Raw genomic sequence first — 12,620 nt, 5'->3', positions numbered from 1 at the left:
CCCTAAGCCCTGGAATTTTTGGGCAAACCCCCGCCTGGGAGGCAGGCGGCGGGGCACGATGTACCCAGGTGAATCCGCCCTGGAGGAACGTCATGCGCCCAAGGCGGAAGCCGTGCAAGATGCCGCGCCGTGCTGGCCCCCGACGCACTGGTTCTCGACGGTCGTTTCCGGGTCCTCGGGCCCCTGGGCTCCGGGGGCATGGGTGAGGTGTACCTGGGCGAACAGGTCTCCCTGGGCCGCAAGGTCGCCATCAAGGTCCTCCACCACGACCTGCACGCCCAGGCCGGCATGGCCGAGCGCTTCAAGCGCGAGGCCCGCCTCCTCTCCGCCGTGGAGCACCCGGCGGTGGTGCGCATCGTGGACTTCGGCGAGTCCGGCGACGCCGCGTGCCTCGTCATGGAGTTCGTGGAGGGGCAGAGCCTCTACGACGCGCTCCAGGGCGGTCCGCTCCTCGCCCCCCGGGCCCTGGCGCTGCTCCAGCAGCTGGCGGAGGGGCTCGCGGCCATCCACGACAAGGGCATCATCCACCGCGACCTGAAGCCGGAGAACGTCCTCATCTCCCCGTCGGTGCGCGGGGAACAGGCGCGGCTGTTGGACTTCGGCATCGCGCGGCTGGTGGAGCCGGACGCGAACAGCGCGCTCAGCCAGGTGGGCGTGGTGCTGGGCACGCCGGAGTACCTGTCCCCGGAGCAGGCCGTGGGCGCGAAGGTGGACACGCGCAGCGACCTGTACTCCTTCGGCGTGCTGGCCTACCGCGTGCTGTCCGGGCGGCTGCCGTTCGACGGGCCCTCGCCGCGCCACTTCCTGTCGCAGCACGCCTCGCACGCGCCGCTGCCCCTGGACCGCGCGGCCCCGCAGCTGTCGCGCTACGTGGGGCTGCTGTCATTGGTGATGCGGCTCTTGGACAAGGACCCGGCGAAGCGGCCGCAGACGGCGCAGGAACTGGCGGACGCGCTGGGCCTGGCGCACGCGGCGCTGATGGCGTTCACGCCCAGCCAGGGCACGCCCATCGTCCACGCGAACATGACGCCCTCCACGGGCACGGCGGCCTTCGGCGTGAACCCCGCGCCCGCCGGTCCGGGCTCCGGCACGGCGGCGTTCGGCGTTGCGCCGGCCGCGCCTTCCGTGACGGCGCCTCCGGTGCAGGCGCAGCAGCAGCAGCGCACGGGCACGGCGGCGTTCGGCACGGCGGCCCGGGTGACGGGCGGCGGGATGCCCGCGGTGACGGGCGGCGCGGCGGTGACGAAGGCGCAGAACGTGACGGTGATGCTCACCGACATCCAGGGCTTCACCGACCGCATGAGCCGGCAGACGCACGAGGAGAACGCGCGCATGCTGGACACGCACGACCGGCTGCTGATGCCGCTGGTGCGCGAGCATGACGGGAAGCTGGTGCAGAAGCGCGGCGACGCGCTGCTCGCGGTCTTCCGGGCCCCCTCCTCCTCCATCCGCTGCGGCATGGCGATGCAGCAGGCGCTGTGGCGCTACAACCAGACGGTGCCGCTGGAGCACCAGCTCCACATCCGCGTGTGCCTGCACGCGGGCGAGGTGCTGGTGACGAACGACGCGGTGCTCGGCGAGCCGATGGAGGTGGTGAAGGCGGTGGAGCACGTGGCCGCCGCGGACGAGGTGACCTTCACCGAGGCCGTGAACATGGTGCGCAACCGCGCCGAGGCCCCCGCCGAGCCCTGCGGCTCCATCCCCCTGCCCGGCCGCAATGAGAAGGTGCAGCTGTACCGGGTGACGCGCTCGGCGGAGGGCTCACCGTTCGGCGCGGCGCTGGGCCTCCCCGACGCCGGGACGAAGCCCTCGCTCCTGGACGGGCTGCGCACGAAGGCGCGCGAAGGCCTGGCGTACCTGCGGCAGCACCCGCGCGCGCAGGCCGGCGTCGCGGGAGCGCTGGCGCTGCTGGTGGCGGGCGCCGCCTGGGTGGCGCACGCGAATGATCCGCTGGTGCAGGCGCGCGGGCTGCTGGACGACGACAAGCCCAAGGAGGCACTCCAGCGGCTGGAGGCGCCAGATGCGCCAGACGACGCGGAAGCGACGCGGCTGCGCGCGGTGGTGAAGCACGCGCTGAACAGGCACAACGAGGAGCACGGCCTCATCCTCGGCCTCGACGAGGAAGGCCGGAGGTCGCCGGAGCCGCGGCTCCTGGACGGGCTGGCCGAGGACTTCGGCAACAGCGAGAAGGACCTCTCCGCGCGCCGGGCCCTGGAGGCGCTGCCCGCGACGACGGTGCGCTCCCATCTCGAGTCCCTGGCCCGGGGAGCGCCCTCGACGAAGCAGTGGGGCGCGCTGCGCTACCTGGACGTGACGAAGAACAGCGCGGGCCTGGACCTGGTGGGGCTCTACTCCGCGTCGTTGGAGTCCAACGACTGCAACGTGCGCACGAAGGCCGCGGGGCAGCTCGCATCGCTGGGCAACCCCGCCGCCCTGCCCGCCCTCACGCGCGCGGCGGAGAACCCTCCAGGCGGCAAGGCCTGTAGCCCCCAGACGTTCGCCCGGATCATCGAGGAGCTGAAGAAGAAGTCCGCGCCGTAGCGTGGCTCCCCGGACGCGGGTGCGGCACGGAGGCCGCGCGTTCGCGGGGGACTCGGACTGGAGCGCGGCGGATCCGCTGTGCATCCATCTTGCAGTCGCGGCGGGCCTCTCAATGCGTTCCCCTTCCTGGAGCCCCATGAAGCCACTGCACCGCGTCACCCTGCTCGCCTTCCTCGCCTGTGCCGCCACCGCCTCCGCGGCGCCGCCTCTCAAGACGTCCACCAAGGCTGCCTCCGCGAAGCAGGAGGAGGTCGTGCTCGCGAAGGACGTGAGCGTGCGCCGCATCGCCCCGGGCGTGTGGATCCACGTCACGAAGGCGGGCAAGGACTGGGGCGGCACGCCCGCGAACGGGCTCCTGGTGGAGGACGGTGACGCGTCCATCCTCGTCGACACAGGGTGGACGCCGGAGCACTCCAAGGTACTGCTCGCCTGGGCGAAGGACACGCTCCACCACCCGGTGCGCGCGGCGCTGGTGACGCACTTCCACATCGACCGGACCGGCGGCATCCCCACGCTCGACGCCCAGGGCATCCCCGTCCACGCGCGCGAGGACACTGCCCGCCGCGCCAAGGCGGAGGGCAACCCCGTGCCCCAGCAGCGGCTGAGCGACGCGCAGGACTTCGGCCCGCTGTCCGTGTTCTTCCCCGGCGCCGGCCACACGCCCGACAACCTCGTCGTGATGCACCCGGCGTCCGGCATCCTCTACGGCGGCTGCTTCATCAAGGACGCCAGCGCGAAGACCCTGGGCAACCTGGAGGACGCGGACGTCGCCGCCTGGCCCGCCAGCCTGAAGCGCGAGCGCGAGCACTTCCCCGACGCCCGCATCATCGTGCCCGGCCACGAGCAGCCCGGCGGGACGCAGCTGCTGGACCACACCGAGGCCCTGCTGAAGAAGGCCTCGAACTGAGAGCGACGCGGCGGCTCAGTCGTCCCGGCGCGCGTGGCCCTTCTTCTTGCCACGCCCCGGGCCGTCCCAGTCGTCGTCGTCCCAGTGGCCGCCCTTGTCCTTCACCTTGTCGTTCACCTTGATGAGGTTGCGCGAGTACGCGTCGTAGTCCAGGTGCAGGTGCCCCTTCTCGCCCCGGCCATCCACGCGGAACTTCACCTTCCACACGTCGTTGCCGGTGAGGTGCGCCTCCTGCAACTCGCAGCGGTAGCCGCGAGCGCGGCACTGGTCGAACCCGCGCCGCACGGCCTCGTCGTAGCCCATCGCCACCGGGCGTGACGGGGGCGGACGCGGAGGCGGTCGGTGCGGATGCGAGGGGCGCGTCTCCGCCACGATGCAGCCGGACGACAGCAACAGGCTTCCCAGGAGCAGGGACAATCTCATGCGCGGGATGACGCCACACCCGCGTCTGGATTCAAACGCGCTCGCGGTGCGAGCCCTGGAGATGGACTGCCGTGAGACTACAAACCTCCAGGTGAAGCGAACGCGACGAACAGCTCGCCCGCGAGGTACGCGCGCATCCCCTTGCTCGCCGGTCGGATGAAGTCGTTGAGCAGCGCACCGGAGTTCAGCTTGTGCACCGTGGGGAAGGCCAGGTTCATGCGGCTGCGCGCCACGCCCTTGCCGCCCCGGTGGATGAACGTCACGGTGCCGTCCGGCGCCACGGCCTCCACGACCGCGATGTGCGTCATGCCGTCGTTGCGCTTGCCGTCGCGGTTGCGGTCGTACGTCTCCTTGAAGAACGCCAGGTCGCCCGGACGCGGGTTCAGCCGGTGCACCGCGCCCGCCGCCTGCGCGCGACGGAAGATGCCCGTCACCGCGTTCTCGCCCGCGAGGAAGCCGTGCGCCACCAGGTCGATGCCGGCCTGGAGATAGGCCAGCCGCACCAGCCCCGAACAGTCATTGGGCACCGAGCGGTCCAAACGCCGCGCGCCCACCAGCTGCGCCGCGCGCGCCACGATGCCGCGCGCCTGCTTCGACGGCGGCGGCAGCAATTCGTCCCAGAAGCCACCCGGCCCCTGCGTGGGTCCGGTGAAGAGCGCCGCGGCCTCCAGCGCCGCCGCGATGACGCCCGCCTCCTCCGGCATCGGGTGCGCGTCCGCCTCCAGCAGCGCCGCCAGTCCCTCGCTGCCCTCGGGCGTCACGAAGGCCAGCGGCGGAGGGGCTTCGGCCTTCGCGCCGAGTGCGCCCTCCGCGCCCACCGCCGCGACCCTTGGCGCTTCAACGGTGGAGGGCGGCGAGGCGGCTGAAAGCGGCAGTTCCACCGCCATGCGAGGCGCGGCGTCCGGGACGTGCGCACAACCCACCAGGCAGCCCAGCGACATCAGGGTGACGAGCGACGAACGGCGCAGCAGCAACAAGTCCTCCGGGGGTGAACGCGGGCGCATTCAACCCCGGAATCGTTTTACGTCAAACAGCGATCATCCCTCCCAGGTCGCGAGCAGGTCTCGCACCCGCGCGTACTTCTGGAGCAGGGCTGCGCGGTGGGCGCTGAGCACCACCATGAATCCCACCACCATGAGGCCCAGGAGCGACAGGAACGCGGCGCCCACGCGGTGGTCGCGCATGCCGAAGCGCACCAGGTTGGCGGCCACCGCCGTCACCAGGAACGCCGAGCCCAGGTACACGTAGGAGCGGATCCGCAGCGCGATGCCCGCGCCCACGCCCACGAGGCAGAGGAAGACGCACAGGAGCATCGCCTCGCCGTCGTTGAAGAGCAGCGGCTTCCACGCGCCCGCCACGTAGATGCCCGTCACCGCCAGGGCGCGCAGCTGCGCGTAGGCGTCCTGCGACAGCCCCTTGCGGAAGACGCGCAGGAGCAGGAGCAGGGAGAGGCCCGCGGGGATGGCGTAGTACTGCGGCTCGCCGGAGCCGGTGCCCAGCCACACGAGGTACAGCGCCGTGTTGAAGGCCGCGACGGACATCAGCGACGCGGGGCCCTTCTGCTTCGTGAACGCCGCGAGCGCCGCGAAGTGCGCCGCGTAGCCCACGAGCAGCGCCATGGCCACGAACGGCTGGCTCCACGGCACCGTCAGCAGGCCCGCCAGCGGGAAGAGCCACGCGCCCGCCACGGCGGGACGGCGGAAGGCCTTGCGGCCCAGGCCCTCGCGCCGCACGAAGAGGTACAGGCCGGTGAAGGCCGCGCCGCCCATGATGGACACCAGGCTGTCCGCGGCGTCGGGCCGCGCGTCCAGGCCGATGAAGCGCACGCAGAAGTAGCCCGTCGCCACCACCGCCTGCGCGAGCCACGCGGCGGACTCGTCCTCCTCGCGCGCCGCGTGGCGCACCAGGGCGAACAGCAGGACCCCGAGCCCGCCGCACGCCACCCACGCCTCGCGCGCCGCGCCGCCCGGCAGGCGCACCGCCAGCACCGCGAACAGCACCTCGATGAGCGCGATGACGGAGAACGCCCGCCCCATGCGCCCGCGCACCGCCTTGCCCGCCACGGACAGCACCAGCGTGGCCAAGAGCGCCGTCGCCGCGCCGAAGTACGGGAGGATGAACTCCGCGCCCCGGCCGGTGGAGTGCGTTGCCCCATAGTTCAGGATGAAGGCGTGCACGGCGAAGAGGGACGCCAGCCAGCCCACCCACTCGCGGTCCCGGCGGCGCAGCACCACCACCCACGCCGTGGCCCACGCGAAGAGCACGCACAGCGGCATGCCCGGGTGCGTGAGCGAGCGCAGGCCCGCCAGCGACACCAGCGCCAGCACCGCGCCGCCGTGGTGCAGGGCCGCGCCCACCGCCACGCCGCGCCGGTCCAGCGCGAAGCCCACGCCCGCGAGCACCAGGCCCGTGCCCGCCACCACCGCGGGCGCCCACAGGGGCGGCACGGCGGCGACCAGCACCAGGCCCAGCAGCGCCGTGGCGGCGTTCATCATCAGGCGCTCGCGCGTCACCATCAGCGTCAGCGACGCGGCGCCCGCGACCAGCGCCACGGACAGGGGCAGCTCGCCCGGGCCCGCATCCATCAGCCGCAGGCCCACGAGCAGCGCCACGGTGCCGGCGCCCCCGGCCCACAGCGGCTCGCTCCAGGTGCCCTCGATGCCGGGCGTCAGGCGCGCGGTGACGTTCGTCAGCGCGCGCTGCACGGCGCCGGACTGGCACAGCGCGGACAGCAGCGCGGAGGCAAGGGCCACGAGCGCGACGAGCACGGCGCCATCTGAACGCCACTCGCCCACCGAGAGCGTCCCTGTCTGCCCCAGCGGCGCGAGCGCGAACACCGCCACCGCCGCCGTGAGCAGCCAGCGCTGCGATAGCAGGAACGCGGACAGGAGCACCACCGCGCCCAGCACCGCGAGCGCGCCAGGAGACGGCAGCACCAGCGTGGAGATGGCCGCGATCGCCAGAGCAGAACCAGTGGCGGAGGCGCGCAGCGCCGTGTCGCGCGGGCCGCGGAAGAAGGCGGCCAGGGCCTGGGGAGCGTGGTGCTCCGCCAGCGCCAGGGCCAGCAGCAGGCCGGTGGCCCAGGGCCGCGCGTCCGGGATGAACACCAGGATCAGGGACGCGGCGATGACACGGACGGACGGCAGCGGCCCCGTCATGGGCACCAGCGCGATGGCGCAGAAGAGGGCCGTGCGCTGCCCCAACTCCGCCTCCGGGTTCAGCAGCATCCCCGCGCCCAGGCACGCGAGCGCCACCTGCATCCACTTCGACAGCTCGTGGCGCGGGCCCTCCTCCCGCGAGTGCAGGAGCAGCGAGGCCACGGCGGGCACGTGCTCCACGACGCGCACCACGAACAGCGGGAAGAGCGGCAGCAGCGCGGTCCACATGAACGGCGGGTGCCAGGCCGTCAGGGTCAGCACACCATAGGGCACCATCAGCGCCGCGACGAAGGGCTGGCGCAGCGAGCGCGTCCACAACAGCGGCAGCAGCGCCGGTCCGACGAGCGCGAGCGGCATGGCGCCGCGAGACAGGGACAGCGCGTGCCCGTGCCAGGACATCGACGCGTCCGCCATCACCGCCATCGCGCCCAGCGTGGCGACGATGCGGAACGACTCGCCGCCCGTGGCGATGCGGCGCACGGCGGGCACTTCGTCCAGGAGGGCCAGGACGCTGAGGAGCGCGGCGAGCCCCACCAGGGCCAGCGGGCCGGCCGTGTGCAACGCGACGGTGGCCTCGATGGTGGCCAGCAGCAGGCCCACCGTCACGGGCAGCGTGCGGGCGGTGAAGAGCGCTGCCAGCGCCGCGCCCAGCAGGAACAGGGGCTGCTGGCTGTAGGGGGCCAGCGCCACCGGCACCAGCGGCAGGATGAGCGCGAGGATGCCCGCGGTGGTGGTGCTCGCGCTCTTGCCCTTGCGCGCGGCGACGAGGGAGGCCACGAGCGACCCGACGACGAGCAGCCCCAGCGACAGCCCCGGCGACAGGCCCCACGCGGTGTAGACCTGGGGCACGTCCGGCAGGAGCGCGAAGCCCACGAGCACGACCGCGAACGGCCGCACGCCCGGAAAGCTGCGGGAGGTCACCGCCACGGTCGCGGCGGCGGTGAGGAGCACGGGGCCCATGAAGGCCTGGTCGACCAGGCCCCACATCACGGCGAGCCCCGCGTACAGGAGGGCCGGCACGCCCAGCCGCTTGAGCAGGCCGCCGCGCTCGCCCAGGAGCGCGAGCACCAGCGCGCCGCCCACCATTGTCGCGAGCAGCGCCTGCGTGGAGTGGACCGAGGCGAGCTTCGGCAGGATGGCGCCCGCGAGGAACGCGCCGTAGGCGAGGTAGCGCTCGTCGCGCAGCCGGTACGCGGCCACCAGCACGCCCGCGCAGCCCAGCGTCATGCCCACGACGGGCGCGGTGATGGGCTGGGTGACGAGCGCGATGGCGAACCCGCACGTCGCGATGACGCCGACCACGGCGGAGACGAAGCGCCGCGTGCGCTCGTCATCGAGGCGCCAGGCGAGGCCCGCGAGGCCCAGGGCCAGCACGCCGGCCACGACGGTCGCGGGGCCCGCGCCGAAGATGCGGATGGCGTCGAAGGGCAGCACGGCGAGGAGCACCGAGCCCACGGCGGTCAGCGGGAAGCGCTTGAACAGCAGGCCCGCGCCCAGGGACATCCCGGCCAGCGCGAGCGCGGCGAAGAAGGCCGGGCGCGAGTCGGTGCCCAGGTGTCCGTAGATCGCGAACACGGGCGCGGCCCACGTGGTGGCGCGCAGCAGCACGTCCGCGAGCCCCAGGGAGCGCGCGTCACCGGTGCGCTCGCCGCGCTGCTGGGCGCGGTACGCGAGCACGAGGCCCGCGAGCACGAACGGGATGGCCGTCAGCGCGCCGTACTGGAAGGGCAGCACCTCCGCGGGCGGGTAGCCCAGGCGCGCCTTGATGGCGTTGAGGAGGACGGTGATGGCGTGCGGGACCAGCTGCACGCTGGACGCATAGGTGAAGTAGGCGCCGACATAGGCCGGGTAGAGCCACGGCAGCCGGTTCACCGGGCCACGCGACAGCGACACGAGCGTGCCGGTGAAGATGGCGGCGGTGAGGAAGAGGGAGGGGTTGGTGCCGGTGATGGCGCCCGCGAGGCAGGCCACCTGGAGCGCGACGGTGCCGACCGCGAGCGGATCCGCGGCGCGGTTCTCCTCGAGCGTGCGGAAGCGCAGGCAGGTGGCGAGCACGAACGCGACGAAGGGCGCGTAGGTGCCGGGAGGGACGGGAGTGCCCGCGGTGGCCAGGGCCAGGTGCAACCGGATGGCGAACAGCGCGGTGAGGTACAGGGGCGCGGTGAGCGCGAACGCGAGCGCGTCGCCCTTGCGCGGGGTGGTGGTGGCCTTGCTCGACAGCAGGAAGAAGAGGACGCACGGCAGGGCGTTGAGCCACACCGCCGGGGTGCCCACTCGCGCGGCCAGGGGGGCCAGGCCCATGATGAGCGTGGCGCCGACGAGGCCCAGCTGGATGAACGGGCGGGAGGGCGCGTCGAAGGACTCGGAGGGCTTGCGGGCGAGCCAGGCGGCGGCGCCGGCCCAGACGAAGAGGAGCGGAACGAGCAGCGCGGGGTGCACGCCGTCGAGTTGGAGGGTTTCACCGAAGCCCATGGGCCCCAGCGCGACGCCGCCGAGCGGGGCCACGGCGGAGCCGATGAGGCCGAGGATGTGGCCGGGCCTGCGCAGGGACTCGCGGCGGGCGAGGACGCCGCCCCAGACGGAGAAGCCGACGGAGTAGCCCACGGTCATGAGGAAGACGGTGAGCGAGCGGGTGACGGACGTCATCCCGGCCCAGGACTCGAAGACGAAGTAGAGCGTGCCGGAGAGGATGAGGAACGCGCCGATGAACCACGCGATGCTCTCGTAGAGGAACGGCCGCCACACGCGGCTCCACGTCGACGTCTCCTCGACGAGGCGGGCCGTGCGGCTCTTCGGAGCGGGAGGCTCCATGAACGCTTCGCCCGGGTTCGGGGGCAGCTGACGGGCCGCGCGCTGTTCGTTCACGGCCCGCGCACGGGACTCAGAGGAATCACGGGCCGCGGCCGAAGCGTGAGGGACGCGGGGGAGCCCGGGAGTCGGAGGCGCGATGCCGAGGGCCGCAGCGAGATCGAGCGTGGTGAAGCGAACCGCGGAAGGCCCCGTAGCACCAGGGGTCGCGGAGGCGTCGGTGGCGTAAGCGTTCGAAGTAGCGGAGACAGCGTCGCTGGCGACAGCGGCGTGGGCGTCCGGAGCGACAGCAGCGTCGGAGACAGCGGCGTGAGCGTCCGGAGCGACAGCAGCGTCAGAAGCGACAACGTGAGCGGCGGACTCGTTCGAGCCAGAGGCATCGATGACAGCAGCGTGAGCAGCGGAAGCGGAGGCATCGGCGACGAGGTCCGCGGCCACCTGCGCGACAGGCGCCTCAGCGGGAACCGCGTCGACGGCAGGAAGCGCGACAGGACCGAGGGCGACCGCGCCCTCCCCCATCGTCGGAGGCACGACGGCCTCGTTGCGAGCCTCGGCGGGCGTCTCCGTGAGGACGGAGAGGAGGATCCGGGCCTGCCGCTCGTAGCGTTCGGTGAGGCGGCGGCTGACGTGGGGCGGTACGTCATGGACGTCCCAGCGTCGCACCTCGTCCAGGAGGAAGTGGACGTGCGCGAGCTCGGCCTCGATATCGGACCGGGCTCGTGCGGCGAGACGATTGCCACAGACGACGCACTGGCGCGCGCTTCCCAGGCGTTCTTGTCGGCAGGCAGGACAGTACATGGAGCTTCCCCCTCTACAACGACCGTGCCACGCAGAATGCCCTGGAAGGACAGAGGATTGATACCCACCGGGGTGCGTCGGGGGCGTGGCGGTTGTGCAGGGCGCTGCACAGGTGCACACCCGGCGCCGCTGGCCGGCAGGCGTGAGTCATGGGACCGTGGAGGCCATGAGCACGGAACTGACATTGAGGCCCATCGAGGCCCGGGACGACGCGGCGATGGCCGCGGTCATCCGCGCGGTGATGCCTGAGTTCGGAGCGGACGGCCCGGGGTTCGCGATCCACGACCCGGAGGTGGACGCGATGAGCGCCGCGTACAGCCGACCCCGGCACGTGTATTTCGTCGTGGAGCATGGGGGCCAGGTGGTGGGAGGCGCGGGCATCGCGCCGCTGGACGGAGGCGCACCGGACGTCTGCGAGCTGCGCAAGATGTACTTCCTGCCCAAGGCCCGGGGCCACGGCATGGGCGAGCGCCTGTTGAGACACTGTCTGGAGTTCGCGCGAAGCGCCGGCTTCCGGCAGTGCTACCTCGAAACGCTGGGAGGCATGGAGCAGGCCCAGAAGCTCTACCGCAAGGTCGGCTTCGAACCGCTCCGCGCCCCCATGGGCCGCACCGGCCACTTCGGCTGCGACCGCTGGTACGCGCTGAACCTCACCCAAGCGTCCTGAGCGCTACGGCATGAACGCGCGCCGCCCGAGGACCTTTCCCTCGGGTGATACCGCGTACAGCTCGAACCAGTCGAACTCCAACTGGCTGCCCACTGGCCATCCGCATCGGTCGAGCCGCCGATCGACCCGGACAAAGTAGATGCCCTTTTCCAAGCCCACCACGACGTCCAGCGAGCGGGCAGAGGACTCACAGGCTCCCGCGTCCTGCTTGGAAAGGCTGGCGAGGACGCGCTGGAGCGCGGCATTGGCGGCCAGGACAGCAGGCCCCTCCAGTGTCGCGAGCGGACGCAGGTCCGTGGGCCACGGGATGCCTCCATCCGAAGCCCCGGTCACGACGCCTCCATCCGGCCGTGCAGAGGCCCCGGCATCGGGTCGAGAGGGTGTGCTTCCGCCATCCGCCACGAGCGATACCAGCAGCAGGACGTGATGAGGCTTCAGCAAGTAGCACCTCGCCAACAGGAACGTGGCCGCATCACCCCACCAGCCTGACCGCCCGCCCACCGTCCCGGCAAGAGCGCCCAGCCAGTCACGTCCTCCGGACCCAACTTCCCAGGTCAGGAGGCCCGCATGGCCCTCAAGAAGCCACCGACAGCCCCACGGCGTGCGCCGCGCGCACAGAGCGCCCGCACCGCGCATGCCGTGCCGTCAGACACGGACAGGCTCCCCTTCGACATCGAAGAGGTCCTCCGCCGCGTGCGCCACGAAGTCCGCTCCTTCGCGGACGCGGCCATGTTCGAGCTCGCCGCCAAGGGCCACGGCTCCCTCTTCGAACAGCTCATCGCGTGCATCCTCTCCATCCGCACGCTCGATGAAGTCAGCCTCCCGGCCGCGCTCCGCCTCCTGGGCCGCGCGCACACGCCAGAAGCCCTCGCGCGCCTCACGCCGGAAGAGATCGACTCCCTCATCCGCCCCGTCACCTTCCACGAAGGCAAGGCCCATCAGGTCCACGCCATCGCCGTGCGCACGCGTGACGCGTTCCACGGCCAGCTCCCCGCGGATCCGGACGTGCTCCAGTCCTTCAAGGGCGTGGGCCCCAAGTGCGCGCACCTGGCGCTCGGCATCGCCTGCGGCCATGAAGTCATCAGCGTGGACATCCACGTCCATCGCGTCACCAACCGCTGGGGCTACGTGAAGGCCGCCACTCCGGAGCGCACGCTCGCCGCGCTCGAAGCCGTGCTCCCCCGCCCCTACTGGGTGGAGCTCAACCGGCTCCTCGTCCCCTTCGGCAAGCACGTGTGCACCGGCAGCCGCCCGAAGTGCTCCACCTGCCCCGTCCTCCCGTACTGTCGGCAGGAGGGCGTCACCTCCCACCGCTGAA

At 72.4% G+C, this 12,620-nt stretch carries 8 protein-coding genes; 4 read left to right on the top strand and 4 right to left on the bottom strand.

The genetic code is table 11. The features are described 5' to 3' along the window. Positions 1 to 129: 129 nt before the first annotated feature. Together AABA78_RS12305 and blaCOR are read left to right on the top strand one after the other, a co-directional pair. Positions 130 to 2,541 carry a protein kinase domain-containing protein gene (locus AABA78_RS12305; RefSeq protein WP_338263160.1) on the top strand — a complete coding sequence of 804 codons (2,412 nt, stop codon included), beginning with the start codon at positions 130 to 132 and terminating at the stop codon, positions 2,539 to 2,541. A gap of 136 nt (positions 2,542 to 2,677) precedes the next feature. After that, positions 2,678 to 3,448, top strand: a complete 771-nt coding sequence (gene blaCOR, locus AABA78_RS12300) for a COR family subclass B1 metallo-beta-lactamase (RefSeq protein WP_338263159.1) — start codon at positions 2,678 to 2,680, stop codon at positions 3,446 to 3,448. Positions 3,449 to 3,463: 15 nt separating this feature from the next. On the opposite strand, the gene AABA78_RS12295 is transcribed toward blaCOR, so the two are convergent. The 3 genes from AABA78_RS12295 to AABA78_RS12285 form a co-directional block, all read right to left on the bottom strand. Then, positions 3,464 to 3,871 carry a hypothetical protein gene (locus tag AABA78_RS12295; RefSeq protein WP_338263158.1) on the bottom strand — a complete coding sequence of 136 codons (408 nt, stop codon included), beginning with the start codon at positions 3,869 to 3,871 and terminating at the stop codon, positions 3,464 to 3,466. A 77-nt stretch (positions 3,872 to 3,948) separates the two neighbouring features. Then, the gene (locus AABA78_RS12290) at positions 3,949 to 4,875 is read right to left on the bottom strand and encodes a CHAP domain-containing protein (RefSeq protein ID WP_338263156.1); all 927 of its coding nucleotides are present in this window, start codon (positions 4,873 to 4,875) and stop codon (positions 3,949 to 3,951) included. Between the two features lie 33 nt (positions 4,876 to 4,908). Further along, a complete protein-coding gene (locus tag AABA78_RS12285; protein WP_338263154.1) occupies positions 4,909 to 9,894 on the bottom strand; it encodes a hypothetical protein in 4,986 nt (1,661 codons plus the stop codon). A 907-nt stretch (positions 9,895 to 10,801) separates the two neighbouring features. On the opposite strand from AABA78_RS12285, the gene AABA78_RS12280 reads away from it, so the two are divergent. Then, entirely contained in the window at positions 10,802 to 11,302 is a 501-nt protein-coding gene (locus AABA78_RS12280) for a GNAT family N-acetyltransferase (RefSeq protein WP_338263152.1), read from the top strand. 3 nt (positions 11,303 to 11,305) lie between these two features. Here the strand turns inward: AABA78_RS12280 and AABA78_RS12275 are convergent, their stop codons facing one another. Beyond that, complete coding sequence (locus AABA78_RS12275) at positions 11,306 to 11,635, bottom strand: hypothetical protein (protein ID WP_338263150.1); 330 nt, start codon at positions 11,633 to 11,635, stop codon at positions 11,306 to 11,308. A gap of 234 nt (positions 11,636 to 11,869) precedes the next feature. Here AABA78_RS12275 and AABA78_RS12270 point away from each other — a divergent pair, with 234 nt between their 5' ends. Further along, positions 11,870 to 12,619: an endonuclease III domain-containing protein gene (locus tag AABA78_RS12270; protein WP_338263149.1), complete on the top strand. Its 750-nt coding sequence runs from the start codon at positions 11,870 to 11,872 to the stop codon at positions 12,617 to 12,619. Position 12,620 lies beyond the last annotated feature (1 nt).

It is taken from the genome of Corallococcus caeni (assembly GCF_036245865.1).
Lineage (GTDB): Bacteria > Myxococcota > Myxococcia > Myxococcales > Myxococcaceae > Corallococcus > Corallococcus caeni.
This window is presented reverse-complemented; position numbering and strand designations above follow the sequence as displayed.